Here is a 19,075-nt window from a genome sequence, read left to right as displayed (position 1 = left end):
TTGGTGCGGGTAATTTAATCGAGTGATTAGGCATCGAGTGCAGTCATGATGTCGTCGCTGATGTCGGCATTGGAATACACATCCTGCACATCGTCCAGATCTTCCAGCCTGTCGATCAACTTCAGCATTTTTTCCGCTGCCTCGGCGTCCAGTTCGGTTTTGACGTCCGCGTGCATCGTCACTTCGGCGTTTTCCGGCTCAAACCCGGCGGCGACCATGGCTTCCTTGACGGTCAGATAATCTTCCGGGGTGGTGAACACATCGATGGAGCCGTCGTCATTGGTGACGACATCCTCGGCGCCGGCTTCCATCGCCGCTTCCATCAACGCATCTTCATCGACTTCGTTGGAATAGCTGATAATCCCGGCCTTGCGGAACATATAAGCCACCGAACCGTCGGTACCCAAATTGCCGCCAGCCTTGGAGAACGCATGCCGGACATCGGCCACGGTGCGATTGCGGTTATCGGTCAAGCAATTGACCATCACCGCCGTGCCGCCAGGACCATAACCTTCATAACGCACTTCTTCATAGACTACACCGTCGACCGCGCCGATAGCTTTTTTGATGGTGTTATCGATGGTATCGCGTTTCATGTTGGCGCCGAGCGCCTTATCGATAGCGGTGCGCAGACTCGGGTTGTTGGAGGGATCGCCGCCGCCGGAACCCTTCGCGGCCACGGTAATCTCGCGAATCATTTTGGTAAAAATCTTGCCGCGTTTTGCGTCCTGAGCGCCTTTGCGATGCTTGATGTTAGCCCACTTACTATGCCCTGCCATTGTATCTCTCTGAATCTTTTAAAAATTTAAGGATTTTATCATCGTCGCGCCCGCTTATCGACCCTTAGCTTACAATACCAGCGGTAATATCGCCGCCAGCGAAGCGTCCGCGACATAGTGGTCGGCCTGCTCCTCAACCAAGGGCCGGCGCACGACGCCGCCGAAACCGATCATATACGCGCCGGCCAATTTGGCTTCCAGATCGGTCTTGCCGTCGCCTATCATCACCAAGGACGAATGATGCATTCTCAGCCGTCGGCAAATCCGCGCCTTGCCGCCGCTGACGGCCAAAGGCGAATGCCTGGCGAAATCCTGATAATTGCCATCCTCATCGAATAGCACATCGACCGCATGCACATGATCTTCCGGAATCCCCAGCTGCTCGGCCAAAGGCAAAATTGCCTGACGCAAGCCGCCGCTGATGATATGAATCAGCTTCTGATTGGCCTGCAAGGTCTGAATGGTTTCGCTGACGCCTTCGACCATTTCGGCGATATACAACTCCGCCAGCCACTCTATCGCCGCCTTATCCGGCTTGATCAACTCCAGCCGGTTGGCATAAACGGCTTCCAGCGCCAGCTCGCCGTTCATCGCCGCCTCGGTCAATGCCGCCACTTGTTCGAACAAACCGTGGCGACGGGCCAGTTCGTCTATACCCTCGACCCGGCTCAATGTGCTGTCGCAATCAAAACAAATAACATCAAAACTCATAAAGCAATTTGCCTCGCCGTATGTACCGCCGGCACTTCGCAAACCGACTTCAACACCTGTTCGTTTAAAGGATTGGACACACTGATCACCATCATTGCCAACTGGTGCTCGTCGGCAATACTGACCTGCATCCGGGTAATATTGATATTGGCGGCGCCCAGGATCGAACTGATCGCGGCGATCACGCCCGGCTTGTCGTCATGACGCGTAATCAATAACGCGCCTTCCGGTACCACTTCGATTTCGAATTGATTGATACTGACCAGACGCGGGTGCTGGTCGCCCAACAAGGTGCCGGCCAGGGACACCGATTTGTCGCCGCAATGTCCGGTGATCTTGATCAAGGACTGATAGCCTTCGGATTCATCGGTCTGCGACTCGATCAAGGTAATACCCTGGCGCTTGGCAATATTCTCGACATTCACCCGATTGACCGGCGTGGAAAACTGCCCACCCAGTAAACCCACCATCGCTTCGGCCGAGATCGGCCGGATTTTGACCCGCGCAGCCTTACCAAACACCGCCACTTCCAGCTTTTCGATCGGCTTATCGATCAAGCCGACCAGCACCTTGCCGAGAATATTGGCAAGATTCATAAACGGCTGGGCGTTTTTCAACTCTTCGGCCGACAATCTGGGCAGATTCAAGGCATTGACCGCTTCGCCGGTCTGCAAATATTTAACCGCCTGCCGGGCAATCTCCACGCTGACCGCCACTTGCGCCTCCTTGGTCGAAGCACCTAAATGCGGCGTAAACACCACATTATCCAGCGTCAACAACGGCGAATCCTTGGGCGGCTCGTTTTCGTATACATCCAGCGCCGCGCCGGCGATACGGCCTTCTTTCAAGGCGTCGAACAAAGCCGTTTCATCGACCAAGCCGCCGCGTGCGCAGTTAATCAAGCGCGCCGATTTTTTCATCACCGCCAACTGCGCGCGGCCGATGATGTTTTTAGTTTTTTCCAGTAAAGGGCAATGCAGGGTCAGATAGTCGGCTTGTTTGACCAAAGTATCCAGATCAACCATTTCCGCGCCGTGCTTGGTAAAAATGTCGGGCGCCACGAACGGATCGTAAGCGATGACCCGCATGCCCAAGCCGTTGCCGCGTTGCGCGACGATCCGGCCTATGGTGCCGAAGCCCAGCACCGCCAAGGTCTTATGGGCAATTTCGGCACCCATCAACTTGGAGCGCTCCCATTTGCCTTCTCTCACCGACTGGTTGGCGATCGGCAGATTGCGGCTCAAGGAAAACATATGGGCAATCGCCAATTCCGCCGTCGTCGTCGCATTGGCGTCCGGGGTGTTCATCACGATGATGCCTTGCTCGGTGGCAGCATTTAAATCGACGTTATCCACCCCGATGCCGGCGCGGCCGACCACTTTCAGACGCGTCGCCGCTTTTAATACCCGCGCAGTCACCTGAGTATCGCTGCGAATCAGCAAGGCATCGTATTCCGGGATAATCTCACACAGCGCATCTTCATTCAGACCGGTTTGAATATGTATCTGTATGCCTTCCTGTGCATTTAAGAAATTAATGCCATCTTCCGCGAGCTTGTCTGAAATCAGTATCTTTTTCATCGCCTTGACTGGATTATTGGATAAAGTCTGCATTCTAGCAGCTTTGCTATAATCGCCGTAATGCGCGTTCCAGACCCACTACCGGATATCCCTTGCTTATGAGAATAAAATCGGCGCTTGGCGTCCTTTCGGCCATTTGCTTGCTAGGCGTCATCGCCTGGTGGCTGACCTACACGAAAAGCCTAGCCCCCAATGCCGTCTTCACCACCTTAAAAGGCGAACAGCTCGCCATTGCCGACTTGAAAGGCAAACCGGTACTAATCACTTTTTGGGCGACGGATTGTCCCAGCTGCATCGAGGAAATACCGGATTTAATCGCTCTGCATGAGCAATTCAAGGATCGCGGCTTGCAAATCGTCGCGGTGGCGATGCCCTACGACCCGCCCAGCCGCGTGCAAACGCTAAGCAAGGAAAGACAGTTGCCGTACGCGGTCGCGCTGGATATCGACGGCCGCCATGTCCGAGCCTTCGGCAATGTGCAACTGACGCCGACCACTTTTTTGATCGACCGCCAGGGCGCCATCGCGATGCACAAAGTCGGCAAATTCGATGTTAAAGACTTAAGCGCGCATCTGGCACAGTTATAAGTGCTTTTATCGGTTTTTTAGCGCATCAGCGCGGCATATACGAAATTTCCGGCAACACCACCTCCCAATGCTCGCAACGCAGTTTTTCGTCATCGCCGGACTTTCTGTGCCAAACCGCAATCGCCGCCACCCTTACCGCCACGATATTGCCCGGCGGCGGCGTAAAAGCCAAAGCCATTCGGGTAACCGCCACACCGTTTTTGTCCGCCAGTTCCCAACCGGTTTGCCCGTCGCTCCTGGTACGCAAGATCAATTCGCAGCCGACCTCCAGCTGCGCAATCGCCCGGTGAATAGCCTTATCCGGCGCGAAATATCCCGGCCATGACAATACGACTTGCCCCAAATCGGCCAGCCAAGTGCGTTGGCCCAGCGCTTGAAACTCGCGAGTGGCTTGCGGCTGCGTTTTAACGCAAAGCGCTTCGCAATCGCGAACGAAAGCATGCCGCCCACCTGATCTGGTAGACAAAGTCAGGGTCTTGCGGGCCCGGGTCATCGCCACGTAGAATAACCGCCGCTCTTCGTCGCGGGTTTGCTGCCAGCCGCCGCCATCCAGAATCAGCACATGATCGAATTCCAAGCCCTTGGCACGATGCGCCGTCAATAACAACAACGGCGCATGCCGGCTATCGTTTTCGCCGATCTGACTACCGGAATCGAATTCGTAAAGCGCTTCGACCAGATTGCTGACCACCTGCTGGCATCCTGGCGCGATCGATTCGGAGGCACTGATGAATTGCGCCAGCATGGCTCGATAGGGATGTTCGATCGGGTCGTCCACCTTCTGACGATAGCGGCGTTTGAACCAGCGCGACAACGTCCCCCAGCGCAACAACAGCCGGGGTTTGCGAGACTTTCGCCCTTGCTTGTTCAATAATGCCAGCAAGCCATAGCCTTCCCGCGTGCTATACAAATTCAATAGATACTTGTCGCGCATCAAGCGCACCGGAATGCCTTGCAACCGGCACAATTCCGCCATTGGTTCCAACGTTTCCCAATGTCTGGCGATCACCGCAAAACGGCCCCAATGGCTGGTTTGACCTGCGTTTGCCAGCCTGTTCAACCGAATCAATTCGGCCAGCGCCAGCTCGACTTCACCATAGAGCGGCGCCGGGGTTTCCAGGATATGCACCCGGCCTTGAGTCAAACTATCCAGTTTGGCAAATTCGCCGCCATCCGCCGCATCTCGGCGGGCGTAATTGATTTGGATGGTCTGCTGGGTTTTCATCCGCTCCCGCGCCGGCGCAATCACCCGATTCGCGCAATGAATGATATGCGCCGTGGAGCGGTAGTTTTCGATCAGGTAAAAAGTCCTGGCCTGATAGTCCTCGGTAAACTGTTTGATGAAGCGAACGTTCGCGCCGCCAAACGCGTAAATATTCTGATCGTCGTCGCCCACCGCCAACAGCGACAATTTATCGTCCTCGCTATTGATAGCCCTGCCGGCCAACGCGCTAATCAACTCGTAATGCTCGGCGTTGATGTCCTGATATTCGTCGACCAGCAGATAGCGCAAGCCCGACAGCAAGCGGTCGCGTTGTATGCCCGGACCGATGTCGTCGCCCTGCTCCGCTTGTTTCAAGAGCGTGGTGGCGTTTTTGATAACGGCGGAAAAATCGACTGTCTCGCCATGCTCGGCGGCGACAGCATAACTGGTGCCGGTCAAGCGCATCGCCAGGCTGTGCAGGGTTTGCACGGTTACACCAACGGCATCCGCGCCGATCAAGGCCCACAAGCGTTTACGAATTTCGACGGCCGCCGAACGGTTATAGCTCAAAACCATGATGTCTTCCGGCAACACCATGCATTCGCGCAGTAACCAGGCCACCCGATGCACGATGACCCTGGTCTTGCCGGAACCGGGGCCGGCCAGCACCAGTTGACTGCCTTCCGGCGGCGCGGCGACGATGGCTTGTTGTTCCGGATTTTGCAGATCGCTGAGAATGCGTCGATGCGCGGCCTCAGTGGTGGCCATTTCCAGAATATCCTGGCGGCCGGCAAAATAGCGGCGTACAAATTCGTGTCTATCCATGGCAAAGTAATCGACGATAAACGCCATCGCCGCCTGAATCTTGCCTAGCGCCAGCCGCGCGTATTCCGCCATCACATGCACCTGGATGATCTTGTCCTTGTAATGCAAGGCCAGCTCGGCGTAATCTGATTTTTTAAACTGCCGGCGCCGGGCTTCGGCATTCAGCTGAATGCTCATCGCCGCCCGGAACACGGCCTTGCCACGGGCCAGATGCAATACTTCGTTGCTGTCCAGATAAATCAACGCCGCCGCCAAAGCCACATTCCAATCGCGTACATCCAGATCCTGTAACGTCAGATCGACTCGCAAAGCTGCTTCCAAATCGCCTTGCTTGCAGGTGACCAGCAGATTATTGCCCTGGCGTTGCACCAGAAAGTAATTCAGCAAGGCCTGAGCCAGCCGCATGCGCTTGCAGCGGATGTCATCTATCTTCTGCCAGCTGCGCAGCAATTTCAGATAGCGATTGTCCTGGCCGGCCGGGCGTAACGCAAAAAAACCGCGCAGGCTGGTATTATCGCCAAAGGCTTCGGCAAACGATTTCATCAAACGCGTCAATTTGTCCGGCGTCAACTCCACGCCGGCCTCGCGGCGCAAGGTATCGCACAGCCGCCGCACATTCAGAATCTGCCATTGCTCCCGATCCGCGTCCGGCGCTTCCTCGCGCAAGCTGGCGATCAACGCGTCTTCCAGCTTGCGCAAGTCCTCCAGCCTATCGACCGTGTCGGGATCGCGGTACAGCGTGACGCCGATTTCGGTATCGTTGGACACCAGTTTAAAGCGGTCCAGCTCGCGCAACATGCTCTGCACTTCATGAGAATTGCGGCCGGTAGCAAGCATCAGGTCGTCGGTGCTGATGCCTTCGTCGTCTTCGCTATAAAACAACTGCGACAGCAGCACGATATAAGGCTCGATGTCGGCATTCGGCTCCAGCTTTTTCTGCAGCAAGACTCTGGCCTCATCGATACTAGCCACCTGCAAACTGCCCGGAAAGACGCGGGTATGATTTTCCTGGCGCTCCAGCAGACGGGCTTCTTCCAGCCAGGCCACCGCGATGCGGACCTTGGTGTCGGCATCGGCGGCATCGGGATCGATACCGTGTTTGTCCGGTATTTCCAGCAAGATTTCGCCGCTGGTGACCACCACCGAACCTTCGCTGCGGTCTTTGCGCTCGATGCTGCGCAAGGCTTTTAAAATCGCGGAAATATCGTGTTGCGTCAGCCTGGAATTACGCAGTAAACGAAACTGCACATCCAGATCGGTATCGTCATACAGCAACACGCAACGCGCCGGGTCTTGATCGCGACCGGCCCGCCCGGCTTCCTGTAGATAATTTTCCAATGAGCCTGGCGTGTCCAAATGAATCACCAAACGCACATCGGCCTTATCCACGCCCATGCCGAAGGCATTGGTGGCGGCGATCACCCGCAGCTCGCCGGCGATAAAGGCTTCCTGCACCTGCCGTTTTTGCTCGGGCTGCATGCCGCCGTGGAAATAACCGCAATCCAGGCCGGCCTGTTTCAAAAATTCCGCCATTTCCTCCACTGTCTTCTGTCGCGCGCAGAACACGATGGCACCGCCCTCGTCGCGCAAGCTTTGCTCCAGCAAGCGTAGCACTTCCGGGTATTTGGCTTGGGCAGGCACCGCATGCACTTCGTATAGCAGGTTTTCCCGGCTGACGCCGCCAGTCAAACACGCCAGCCTAATACCCAAGCGCTTGCGAAAATGCTCGACAATGTCTTGCACCACGTCCGGTTTGGCGGTGGCGGTAAAACAAAATACCGGCGACGGCTTGTCCTTTTGCCGGGTTTTTATAAAACGCGACACGTACAAATAATCCGGGCGAAAATCGTGTCCCCATTTGGATAAACAGTGCGCCTCGTCGAACACCCAGGCGCCGACTTCCCTGTGCATCAAGGCCTTGCCGAAGGCGCTGCTTCTAAATTGTTCCGGCGCGACAAAGATCAAACCCAAATCGCCCAGCCGCAACTTATCCAGCATCAGTTGTCGTTCCATAGGATTCAGCAAACTATTGATGTAACCGGCGCAGGTAATGCCGCGCGCTTCCAGATTGTCGACCTGATCCTTCATCAAGGATTGCAGCGGCGAGATGATCACCGTCAGGCTGCCGTTGCGGTAAAAGCGCGCCAAGGCCGGCAATTGATAACACAAGGATTTGCCGCCGCCGGTCGGCAGAATCGCCAGCGTCGGCGTGCCGGCAAAGCCATGTTCGACGATGGCTTGTTGCAAGGACCCACCATCCTCGCTAGTTGGCGTCGGCCGGAACTGCGTGATGCCCGGAAAATAGCGCGGCAACAATTGCGACAGATCATGCTGCTCCCGGCACCACTCACACTCGGCATCGCCGCAAGGCACATCGCGCAAGGTCGCGATCAACTCGCGGGTTTTCGGGAAGGACAAACTCACCCAGGGCGGCAGCACCGAATTGCCGCCCGCCACCCGCAGCCAAGCCAACACATAAGCCAGAGACTTATGCCAAGCCGGCTCGGGCAAAAAGTCGTTGACGACCAGCTGCTGTCCGGCGCGGCACACCTTGCCGCCGGTGGCTCGCTGCCAGGCCGCTTGTGCATCGCTCAAGGAAGGCCGCAACGCGGCGCGCAAGGTGGCAAAGAAATTCGCCACACCCTTACCGTTCTCCGGCGCCAATAAAAAATGCAGGCACAGCGCTTCGTCAGGATGTTCCGCCACCCGCTGCCGCAACGCATCGGCCTGATCCAGAAACAATTCGTAAGCCAGTTCCGCGTCGCGGACCGGATCGTTGCGGGTGGTGGTGCAGAGTTTGTAGTCTTTCACCAAGCGGTGATAAGGATTTTGCGGAAAGGCCACCGGCGACAGTTCCAGCGTATCGACCAAAGGCAAGCGATGCAGCGCCAAATCGGGATGCAGTGCCGATAGAGCCGGCTGGTCGAAGGCAATCACGTTATGCCCCAACACAAACGCCGCGCCTTCGCTGATTTGATCCAGCTTTTTAACCAAGTCAGGCGCCTTGCCGGATACGCGCAGGCGCACATCGGTGTCCGGGCGATAGGCGCCTATTTCCCGCAACTTCAAGCTATCCTGACGGGCGGTTTCGATATCAATGCAAAGGCATTTGGCTCGGGTTCTGTCGGTTTGATGAGCCATTAGCTTGGAAAGGAATGCACTTAAATGTTCAGGTTAGCGACGATTGAAATTGCTTAGCGCTATTAGGCCTAATCCCGTCAAACGGCCGATCAATGTCGGATTGCAGTGCCGTGACTTTGTATTTAATGCTCAGATCGCCGTTCAAACAAGCGCTATAGTTGAACGTTCTGAACTATGTTCAAAGGTTCCAAGCAAAAAATACGCATCAGGTGAGTTCATTCAACCGCGACAACACTCAAACAAAATTAGTCGAACTTGTATTTGTCTTTAGCAACAAACTCGCTGTTTTGCATTGAAAATGGCTGATGGATTAAGGCTTACAAAGCCTTCCCGCTAAACTGAAAGTGTTCCGATTAAGGTCGGGACAGTTGCTAATTTCTCCGGTAGCAACGACTCCGTTATAAACAGTTTCATCAAAGTAAGGCTGAAGATTGTCAAATAGCTTTGTTCCTCTTGCAATATGGCTTATGAATTCGATTGCGGCGAAAGAACACTGAGTAGGATCACCCATTGGCGTTGCAACATCGCCTTGGGTGGTATAGCTGAAGCCCTCGCTGAATTTAGCAGTATGAGTCAAAATTGGCCGACCATCCGGTAAGGTACCGGTGATGACGCCGACAAGCGTACCGGTTTTATTAAAAACGACATCGGATGTACCGGCCCTCACTAATTTGAGTTTGATTTGTCCCGTCTGTAAAGTAGACGTGATATTGGTTGTGGAAGTAGAACTTTCTACTACGTCATAACATATGCTTTCTGCCCAAGACGCACCTGAAGTCAGAGTGGATGTGATAAAAAAAGTAGCCGCAACTATCTGGAATTTCATTTCAATACCTTTAGAGTTTGATCGGAGAAACTATACTTTCTCTCAGCCTACCGCTTGGTTGCAAGTTTTTCCAACAAGTCCACAAACCTTCCGGCAATAAAAACCCCAATCGGAACCGGCTGGGGTTTGGTATTTGGGGTGGGGAAGCTTAACTAATACGTTATCTATTTGATACAAATCTAAATTTAAGTCATTAATATATTTAGATGTTACTAAATCATAAAGCCAAGGCACATTCGGTGTCTCATTAGCCCGCACTCCAAGCCTCACTCAGCACCTCAGCTTGTTTTAAACACAGTTCTACAGCTTCATCAGCTTTATCGGGTGGATACTTCCATTTACGCAGTGCGCGCCTGACTAGATTACCCAACCTCGCCCGCACACTATCCCGCTTTGCCCAATCAACAGTGGTGCTTTTACGCAATTGCTCGGTAATCTCTTTAGCAAGCTCACGCAGATTGTTATCCCCCAATTCACGCACCGCAGACTCATTCTGAATTAACGCTCGATAAAAGGCGATTTCGTCCGGATTTAAACCCAGTTTTTCCGCTTGCGCCAAATCCGCCTGCATGTCTTTGGCAATGGCAATTAGCTCTTCAATCACCTGAGCGGTTTCGATGGCGCGGTTGTGGTATTTGCGCAAAGATTCCAGAATACGCTCAGAATATTTTTTCTCCGACACCACATCGGTTTTCATGCGCGCTTTCACTTCATCGCGCAGCAAACGCTCTAATAAATCCACCGCCAGATTTTTCTCTTTCAGCCGCGCCACATCATCCATAAACTCAGGCGAGAGCAAGCCAATATTGGGTTTATCCAAGCCCACCAAACTAAAAATATCGTCTACGCCATTGGCAACAATGGCGTTATCAATAATCTGTTTCAGGGCAGAGTTTTTCTCCTCATCGGTGCGGCGCTTATCCACCGAGGTAAATTTGCTAATCGCACTTTTCACTGCCCCTAAAAACGCAATTTCTTTTTTCAGCGGTTCGGCTTCATCCAAGGTAGAACATAAGGTGTAAGCACTGTTCAGCGCCGTCATCACGTCTAAAAAGCGCTTTTTGCCGTCCAACTCACCACTGCGGCCTTGCAAACTTAAAATATGATTCATTGCGCCCGGCAATAACTGCAAAGCCTTGGTTTCAAACGCGCTGTAATCAAAGCCCTGCATCATGCCATGCACAATATCCATTTTTTCCAACAGCACCGCATACGCCTCGTGCGTATCCAGCGTGGGCGCGCCTTTGCCTTTGGAATCGGTATAGGTTTTCAGCGCCTGCTTCAGCTCGCTGGCAATGCCGATATAATCCACCACCAAGCCGCCGGGCTTATCTTTAAATACCCGATTCACTCGCGCAATGGCCTGCATCAGGTTATGGCCTTTCATTGGCTTGTCGATATACATGGTATGGCAACAAGGCGCATCAAAACCCGTCAGCCACATATCGCGCACAATCACCAATTGCAGCGGATCGTTAATGTCTTTAAAGCGTTTTTCAAACAGCTTTTTAGTGGTCTTGCTATAAATATGCGGCTGAAGCTTGGCATGGTCAGAGGCCGAGCCGGTCATCACAATTTTAATCGCGCCTTTGTTGGGGTCGGCATCGTGCCATTCAGGCTTAAGCGCCACAATGGCGTTGTACAGCTCCACACAAATATCGCGGCTCATGCACACGATCATGGCTTTGCCCGGCATGCTGGCAATGCGGGTTTCAAAATGGCTGACCAAATCGTTAGCGACTTGCGCCACACGCGGCGCACTGCCCACCAGCTTTTCCAAGGCCGCCCATTGTGATTTGGTGCTTTCGCGGCTGGCGATGTCTTCTTCGTCTTCAATGACCTCGTCCACTTCCGCATTCAAGGCTTCGATGTCTGCCGTGTTTATATCCAGCTTAGCCAAGCGCGATTCATAATAAATCGGCACCGTCGCGCCGTCATCCACCGCATCCTGAATATCGTAGATAGAGACATAATCGCCAAACACCGCCCGCGTATCTTTATCCTGCGCGGCAATCGGCGTGCCGGTAAAGCCAATAAAACTGGCGCTGGGCAAGGCATCGCGCAAATGCTTGGAATAACCAAAGCTATATTGCCCGGTTTTGGCATTTAACTTGGCTTTATCGCCATACTGGCTGCGGTGCGCTTCATCGCTAATCACCACGATATTATGGCGATTGCTTAATACCGGATGACTGGTTTCATCGGCCAGCAACGCAAATTTTTGGATGGTGGTAAAAATAATCCCGCCCGCTTGCCGCGCCGCCAGCATCTCGCGCAAATCGTCGCGATCACCGGCCTGCACCGGGGTTTGTTTCAGGGTTTCCACCGCCATGCTAAAGGTATTAAACAGCTGACCGTCCAGATCGTTTCTATCGGTCACCACCACGATGGTGGGATTATTCATTTCCGGCTGCGCCAATAACTTGCTGGCGTAACACACCATCGAAATCGACTTGCCCGAACCCTGGGTATGCCACACCACCCCCGCCTTACCCGATCCCGGCACCACCCGCTGCGCGTAATCGGCGCGGGGTTCGGCAGAACGGTCGTCTATCTGTTGCGCAGCGATCACCGTGGCTTTCACCGCTTCCCGCACTGCATGAAACTGATGGTACCCGGCAATCTTTTTAATCAGCTGGCCGTCGTCCTGCTCAAACAAAATAAAGTAATGCAGATAATCTAAAAACAATGCCGGCTGAAAAAAGCCCTTCACCAAGGTTTCCAGACGGTATTCAAACAGCGGCTTATCGTCTTCATTGGCCACCGTGCGCCACGGCAAAAAGCGTTCTTTATTAGCGGTGAGCGAACCCACCCGCGCATGCAAACCATCACTGACTACCAATGCCGCGTTAAAGATGAATAAATCGCTGATTTCATCCTTATAAGTTTGCAACTGCTGATAAGCCGCCCAAATATCGGCATTTTGATCAACCGGATTTTTCAGCTCCAACACAGCCAACGGCAAGCCATTCACAAACACCAACACATCCGGGCGACGATGGCCTTTGCTGCCAGCAATCGTGTATTGATTCACCACCAAGAACTGGTTATTGCTGACCATAGCAAAATCCAGCAAGGCCACATAATCGGTTTTCTCTTCGCCGTCGATTTTAAAATCAACCTTCACGCCTTCTAATAACAAGCGATGAAACACATGGTTGCTTTTGATTAAAACCGGAGATTCCGGCTTGGCGATTTGCTGTGATACACGCTCTAGTACGTCGAGCGGAATATGCGGGTTGATTTTTTGCAGCTGGCTGAGTAAACGGTCAAATAGCACTACTTGGCGATAATCGACACGCTCAGGATATTCGCCATCAGGCGCAATGTCATAACCATTGATGTAGTCATAGCCAATGTTCCTAAACCAGTCGAGGCAGAGTTGTTCCAGTTGGTCTTCCGAGATCATGTGCTGTCCTTAGAGCGTGTCAGTTTCAAGAGGCAAGCAAAGCCTTATTGGCTTGCCAAACCGCGTTTAATTGCTGCGTAATCAGCGTTATCGTTTCCGTGTTAACCTCCAGCTCTCTGGCAACGTCAGCAAAGCCGGCAACGACATCGACGACTTCCGCAATGGCTTGCTGCGCCAGTTTCCAGTTGGCAAATCCGGCATGGCGAGCCAGCGCCTGCATGGCTTTAAGAGGTGGGTTTTTTCCGTAACCCGCAAATGACGTGGCATGTTCGGCGTAAGGATGCGGACTAAACGTCACATCATAAAACGGCGCCAAGCGCCAAGCGCCGCTGTCATCCTGCAAAAATGCCCAGTTTTTACTGTGATCGTCCTGATTACAGGCAAACAAATTAAACAACGCCCGCCGAAATTGCCGTTGCCCCACGGCAGGCGATTTGCACAGCTGTCGGCTGGCCTTAATCAAATCGGCATAATCCAGACTGGGGGTACGAAAATCGGCATCCAACAAGCCACAGGCACTGTGCAAATGATAGCGCCCGGCCATATGCCCGGCACGCCCCAGCCAATCAAAGCGTTTTACCGCCAACCAGGAACGGCGGCCATTGCGGGTAGGCACATGCAATAACTGCCATTCGGGCGGCTCAAGGCTCGCCCGCTGCGCCAACTGCAAATACGCCGCTTCGCATAAACCCTCTTCGTGCCCCAAAGGCAGATTTTGCGAAGTGAACTTCACCAACCACGCCTCATCGCCCGGCTGTGCCCGCGTCCGCCAGTGCTGCGGCTGATCCGGCGACATAAACAATTGCGCCTTGGGCCTGGCTCCACCCGAACTGCCTACCGCCACCAAATCGGCCAGCACTTGCTCCGTTTCACCCTCGAACAGTGCCTGCGCCTCAAGACCCAAGCGTGCCAAATCAATCGCCTCGCTCATGTCTGGCAGCCAATCCGCTACCGGCTCAAAACTCAGCGCCCCCATGCCGTTATGCCCCACAAACGCCAGCCGGTCCATCGCGGTCACTTGCGCCGCCAAAATACCGTGCTGACGAAACACCCGATCTTGTAACAGCAGCCCCCAACCATCGGGCAGGCAATCGGCAAACACCCCGTGAATACCTTGGTGCGGCGCAGCGGGCGCCCGCTGTAGTTCCGTGCTCGGCTTTAAAGTAAACGGCGACACGTTACCGTAGCGCTCAAGGTAAATTGCATCGTATTGAAAAAACACCCCCTGGCGATTTTGCGCCAGCACCCCCACCGCTACCGAATCGCCGGTTGACAACGTGCGACTCACGGTTAGCTTTTGGATGGGCTTAAAATTCATCTTTCAGCACCTCATCAATCGAGCTGGGCAGCGCCGCGCCCTTGCTTGCGGGCTGAGTCAAGGCATACAAGCGTTGTAAATCATCCAGGCTTTGCCAAAGCAGCAGCAGTTGCCGAAAAGCGATCTGCCCCGTGCGTTCAAACTTTTTGATGGTCGCGGCAGGCACACTGCTACGCTCCGCCAGCGCTTCTCTCGACAATTTTGCCTGTTCACGCAGGCCACGCAGATGGGCAGCAAACGCCTGTTGCACTTCCGCCTCATCCAGCAATAAAAATCGACGCATGATTAATCAGTCACATGGATACAATGGTATCCATTATAGGCGATACAAGCAGAAAATAGACATCACTGTATCCATCAATAAATTCCCTCACCCTAACCCTCTCCCAGAGGGAGAGGGAAAAATCCCCTTCCCCTTCTTTCGGAGAGTGTCGTAAAAGCCCCCTCTCCCTGCGGAGGCTGTTGTAAAAGCTCCCTCTCCTCGCGGGAGAGGGTTGGGTGAGGGGGGAATGAAAACAAACTAAATTTGAATAATTAAAAATTACTCAGCTTGATTTCGCCGGAGAGGAGTTTGGGGAGTAGAGAGTCTCTGAGCTCAGACAATACTTTATTTTCGTCCCCATTAATTTTGGCTTTATCCAAATAACGACCTGCTACAAGATCGTAAATGTTTAATAGTTCGATGGGATAATCGACCCATGCTTGTTCCGCTAGTGCCTGAGAACTAGCACGTTGACGACCACTAGTACCTGTCATAGTTTGAATTGCTTTTGCTCTAAATGAATCCAACCGAGCAATCATATAACCTAGCGAAGTCGGCCTACCGTTTTTTGGTCGCATGACAATATACTCAGTTGACCCCCAACCGACCTGCTCTTTTTCTAAAAAATCCACGTATGCAGTCTTACCATTTTCCAGACAAGGAGTGATTCGAGCCAGCAATGTATCTCCGTTGATAAATTTTGTTCCGCTTGCCATTTCCCGTAACAAAACTTCATCAGCCAAGTGCCCTTGAGTAGGAACATTTTTCATATCAAGATAAGGCGCTAACGTACCAGATTTAAGTGTGCGCTTAGGATTGAACTCTAACAATTCACCTAATACTGTAATTTCCCACCCTTCCGGTATTTCCCCCAACTCAGAATCTACCAAGGCATCGGGAAATAAGGCGGCGGTGGTTTTGAGTTGTTGTAGGGTTTGCGGGTCGAGTTGGGCGAGTTGTTCCGGGGTTTTGCCGCTGATGGCGCATAGGGCGGCGTGTTCGATTTGCTCGGCATTTACGCCTGCTTGTTTGGCAACCATTTTGGCTTTAACAGGCTCAAAATCGACAAACCAGCTTTTAAATAGGGCTTGGGCGATTTGTTCCAGGGTTTGGTTGGTTTGGCGATTGAGTTGGATTTTGTTGTCAATGCTCTCCAAGAAACGAACAATTTCATTTTGTAATGACAATGAAGGCAAGTTAACTTCAAATGCACCAAGAACTTTTGCATTTGCACCTGCCTGAGCCGAGCCGCTTTTCGAGCTTTCAACAAAATCCCACCAACGCCGCGATCGCATTTGATACCAAATAAAAAATGGGTTCGCCTTTAGTCTATCGATACGAAATCTAATTAAGTACGAAGCAAATACTGTTTGTTCATTCCCTTTATATGCGTAATTTTCGCCTGTACTATTCCCTGTACGAGCAACAACTATATCTCCATGTTCCAATAAATACTTGGCAACTTTTTCTTCATCAATCGAACAGTACGGCACATTTTTCCAATTTACTTCCCCGCCCTGTATATCAGTAATTCTCAAAAACTTTGGGCCAACCGCCTCGTCGATTGCGCTTTCTGTATAACCATAAGAAACATCTGTGCAAATATCCGAGAGCTTTAGCAATCGCACATCAGAACTCATAACCCAACCCCGCCAAGTTCTTTTTAATTTCCGCTTCTAGCTTATCGCCTTGTTCAAACTGGCTTTTAAGCTGTGTCGTCAATCGTGCCATTTTCTCGGCAAACACTTCGCCATCTTCCACGGCATCCGCCGCGCCGACATAACGACCGGGGGTCAGCACGTAATCGTGTTTTTGGATTTCGGCCAGGGTGGCGGATTTACAAAAGGCAGGAATGTCGGCGTAGGTTGGGGTGACGTTAGGAACCCCAACAGATTCGGCCACTTGGGCTTGTTGGGCATCGCGTTGCTCGGCAATTGCTCCCCGCATTGCCCTACCTCCTGCATCCATGCAGTCGTCAGCCCAACCTACGGTTTGCCAACAATGAAAGGTCTCGGTGACTTTGTTTAAATCGGCTTGGCTAAAGTCGCGCAATACACGGTCTTTCATGTAGCCCAGATTGCGGGCGTCGATAAACAAAATTTCGCCTTTGCGATCCCGTAATGTCCTGCCGCTAGCCGATGTGCGTTGGCCTTTGTTTTTAGTTAAAAACCAGATGCAGGCGGGGATTTGGGTATTGGTGAACAATTGGCCGGGCAAGGCGACCATGCATTCCACCAAGTCGTTGTCGATCAGCGCTTTGCGGATTTCACCTTCGTTGTTGGTGTTGGAGCTCATGGAGCCGTTGGCGAGCAACAAACCCATACTGCCGTTGGGCGCGAGGTGATACAGCATGTGTTGCAGCCAGGCAAAGTTGGCGTTGCCGCTGGGCGGTTTGCCGTACACCCAGCGCGGATCGTCGTCACTGACGCCGGTATCCCACTCGCGCATGTTGAACGGCGGATTGGCCATCACAAAGTCGGCGCGTAAATCGGGGTGTTGGTCGTTGGTGTAGGTGTTGGCAGGTTCTTTGCCAAAGTTAAAGTCAATGCCGCGAATCACCATGTTCATGGCGGCCAGTTGCCAAGTGGTGTGGTTGTATTCTTGGCCGTAAATCGACACATCGCCAATGCGGCCTTGATGCTCGCGGATAAAGTTTTCCGATTGCACAAAAAAACCGCCGCTGCCCATTGCTGGGTCGTAGACGCGGCCTTTAAAGGGTTCCAGCATTTGCACAATCAGGCTGACGATGGATTTGGGCGTGTAAAACTGCCCGCCTTTTTTGCCTTCGGCTAAGGCAAATTGGCCGAGAAAGTATTCGTAAACATGGCCGAGGATGTCTTTGCTGCTGAGGCTGGCGTGTTTAAACGGGATGGTGGCGATTAAATCAATCAGCTCGCCCAGTTTGGCGGGGTCGATTTGCAGGCTGGTATAGCGTTTGTTGAGGATGCCTTTGAGTTTGGCGTTGTCTTGTTCGATGGCTTCCAGCGCATGGTCGATCAATTGCCCGACGGAGCTAATACGGGTGCATAGGCGTTTTTCGGTTTCGTCTTCCGGTGCTTGGGTAAGCACCTCACCGGCTTTATTGAGCCAAATCACGCCGTTAATGACCACCTTGTTTTGGTTTTGCAAAAACTCCCAACGCGCCACTTTCGGCACCCAAAATACGTTGGTTTCGGCGTAGTAGTCGCGTTGTTCCAGTTCGGTGTTGATTTCCGCTTGATAGTCGGCGCTGTCCGCACCGCCAAAATCAGCAGGGTCTAAGTAGTATTCGTGATACGGATTTTTAAATTGGCCGGTAAGCTCTTGACGCCGAATATCAAACGAGTCGCTGACGTATTTTAAAAAGATCAAGCCGAGTACGGTATGTTTGTATTGCGAGGCATCCAGGGTGGCGCGTAACTTGTCGGCGCTGGTCCAGAGTTTTTTATCGAGGTTGTTTAAAAACTGTTGTTCGTCGTCATTGACCATGGGCATGAGGTTTTTAAATTGATTCTGGAGTCTAGTGGGATTTATCGGTGTTTACCAATCACTACAAATAAGGTTGGACGAAACGTTTTACCGCATCCAACACATCAAGAAGAGATGCGGTTAGATTAAGAGCTTTGTTGATGACTTCTGCTTTGAGTTCAGGATCATCCGGGTAATCGTGTGCAAAGGTGTTTCTGACTTCACGCAGCAGCAACCAATCATCTGCCGATGGAATCGCACCAATTTTTTCAAGGCGATTCAACTTATCAATAAAAGCTTTCAACTCACCCGGTTCTTTTGTAAGTTCTAACACAGCCGGAAAAAGCTTGGCGCCCATTGCATCCTGCAATTTCCCAAATCGCACAGAAAACTGATCCAAGACGGCAATCTCAGTATCGGTCAAACGACTTAAACCTTGTTCGTCAAATGGCGCATGGCATTGCAGTTGACTCACCGCCCAACGCAGTCTATCAGCATGACGGTCACAGATTTTTAGTATCTCTTGTATGACAGTAATCATTGCAACTTAATCCCGGTCTGTTTAGCAATTTGATAAATAGGTAAGTCAACCGAGCCATTGGCCTTACGCAACACGACGTCGATTTTTTGATCCCCGAGCCTTTTGTGTAAATCACGTAGAAATTTCAACTTACTATTGATCAAGTCCGCGGCCGATTGCGATTGGACCTCAATATAGAGGTCGATGTCGCCACCTTTCTCGTCATCTCGTACTCTTGAGCCGAACAACCACACATGGGCATCTTCACCAAAATTGTTTAGGACGCTTTCACGTATTGTTTGGGCTTGAGATTGTGATAACCGCATGGTTTATCGCTCCTTTAACAGCATCTGCACGCCTTTCAGCCATGTAATCAGGTAAACGAATGGGTGCTGTGATTTTAGTAGACTTTATCGGACATAAAAAACCCCGCGAAGCTAGATACTTCGCAGGGTTGGGTACGTCT

Annotated in this window: 13 protein-coding genes; 1 reads left to right on the top strand and 12 read right to left on the bottom strand. The window is 52.3% G+C overall.

The genetic code is table 11. From position 1 onward, the window contains the following. Positions 1-26 precede the first annotated feature (26 nt). The 3 genes from QZJ86_RS03880 to serA form a co-directional block, all read right to left on the bottom strand. Positions 27-779 carry a YebC/PmpR family DNA-binding transcriptional regulator gene (locus tag QZJ86_RS03880; RefSeq protein WP_301936583.1) on the bottom strand — a complete coding sequence of 251 codons (753 nt, stop codon included), beginning with the start codon at positions 777-779 and terminating at the stop codon, positions 27-29. Between the two features lie 69 nt (positions 780-848). Then, positions 849-1,490: an HAD-IB family phosphatase gene (locus tag QZJ86_RS03875; protein ID WP_301936581.1), complete on the bottom strand. Its 642-nt coding sequence runs from the start codon at positions 1,488-1,490 to the stop codon at positions 849-851. Next, complete coding sequence (gene serA, locus QZJ86_RS03870; RefSeq protein WP_301938905.1) at positions 1,487-3,070, bottom strand: phosphoglycerate dehydrogenase; 1,584 nt, start codon at positions 3,068-3,070, stop codon at positions 1,487-1,489. Before serA ends, QZJ86_RS03875 begins: the two co-directional genes overlap by 4 nt. A 98-nt stretch (positions 3,071-3,168) precedes the next feature. Between serA and QZJ86_RS03865 the strand changes: the two genes are divergently transcribed. After that, on the top strand, positions 3,169-3,657 hold the full coding sequence (locus QZJ86_RS03865) for a TlpA disulfide reductase family protein (protein ID WP_301936578.1): 489 nt from the start codon (positions 3,169-3,171) through the stop codon (positions 3,655-3,657). A gap of 25 nt (positions 3,658-3,682) precedes the next feature. Here the strand turns inward: QZJ86_RS03865 and QZJ86_RS03860 are convergent, their stop codons facing one another. The 9 genes from QZJ86_RS03860 to QZJ86_RS03820 all read right to left on the bottom strand — a co-directional run bounded on the left by QZJ86_RS03860 (position 3,683) and on the right by QZJ86_RS03820 (position 18,935). Next, positions 3,683-8,827, bottom strand: coding sequence for a RecQ family ATP-dependent DNA helicase (locus QZJ86_RS03860; RefSeq protein WP_301936576.1), 5,145 nt, complete (start codon positions 8,825-8,827; stop codon positions 3,683-3,685). A gap of 310 nt (positions 8,828-9,137) precedes the next feature. Then, positions 9,138-9,653: a hypothetical protein gene (locus QZJ86_RS03855; protein ID WP_301936575.1), complete on the bottom strand. Its 516-nt coding sequence runs from the start codon at positions 9,651-9,653 to the stop codon at positions 9,138-9,140. Positions 9,654-9,900: 247 nt separating this feature from the next. Then, positions 9,901-13,062: a type I restriction endonuclease subunit R gene (locus tag QZJ86_RS03850; protein WP_301936574.1), complete on the bottom strand. Its 3,162-nt coding sequence runs from the start codon at positions 13,060-13,062 to the stop codon at positions 9,901-9,903. A 25-nt stretch (positions 13,063-13,087) separates the two neighbouring features. Beyond that, positions 13,088-14,380: a type II toxin-antitoxin system HipA family toxin gene (locus tag QZJ86_RS03845; RefSeq protein WP_301936572.1), complete on the bottom strand. Its 1,293-nt coding sequence runs from the start codon at positions 14,378-14,380 to the stop codon at positions 13,088-13,090. Further along, complete coding sequence (locus QZJ86_RS03840; protein ID WP_301936570.1) at positions 14,370-14,663, bottom strand: helix-turn-helix domain-containing protein; 294 nt, start codon at positions 14,661-14,663, stop codon at positions 14,370-14,372. The genes QZJ86_RS03845 and QZJ86_RS03840 overlap by 11 nt, the downstream gene beginning before the upstream one ends. A gap of 251 nt (positions 14,664-14,914) precedes the next feature. After that, positions 14,915-16,282 (bottom strand): restriction endonuclease subunit S, encoded by a 1,368-nt coding sequence (locus QZJ86_RS03835; protein ID WP_301936568.1) that lies wholly within the window; start codon positions 16,280-16,282, stop codon positions 14,915-14,917. Continuing rightward, positions 16,272-18,116: a class I SAM-dependent DNA methyltransferase gene (locus tag QZJ86_RS03830; RefSeq protein ID WP_301936566.1), complete on the bottom strand. Its 1,845-nt coding sequence runs from the start codon at positions 18,114-18,116 to the stop codon at positions 16,272-16,274. The genes QZJ86_RS03835 and QZJ86_RS03830 overlap by 11 nt, the downstream gene beginning before the upstream one ends. A 55-nt stretch (positions 18,117-18,171) precedes the next feature. Further along, positions 18,172-18,630, bottom strand: coding sequence for a hypothetical protein (locus QZJ86_RS03825; RefSeq protein ID WP_301936564.1), 459 nt, complete (start codon positions 18,628-18,630; stop codon positions 18,172-18,174). Further along, positions 18,627-18,935, bottom strand: a complete 309-nt coding sequence (locus QZJ86_RS03820) for a nucleotidyltransferase domain-containing protein (RefSeq protein WP_301936562.1) — start codon at positions 18,933-18,935, stop codon at positions 18,627-18,629. The genes QZJ86_RS03825 and QZJ86_RS03820 overlap by 4 nt, the downstream gene beginning before the upstream one ends. Positions 18,936-19,075: the final 140 nt, after the last annotated feature.

It is taken from the genome of Methylomonas montana, assembly GCF_030490285.1.
In the GTDB taxonomy this organism is placed as follows: domain Bacteria; phylum Pseudomonadota; class Gammaproteobacteria; order Methylococcales; family Methylomonadaceae; genus Methylomonas; species Methylomonas montana.
Note: the sequence above shows the minus strand (reverse complement) of the source record. Positions and strands in the feature narration are given on the sequence as shown.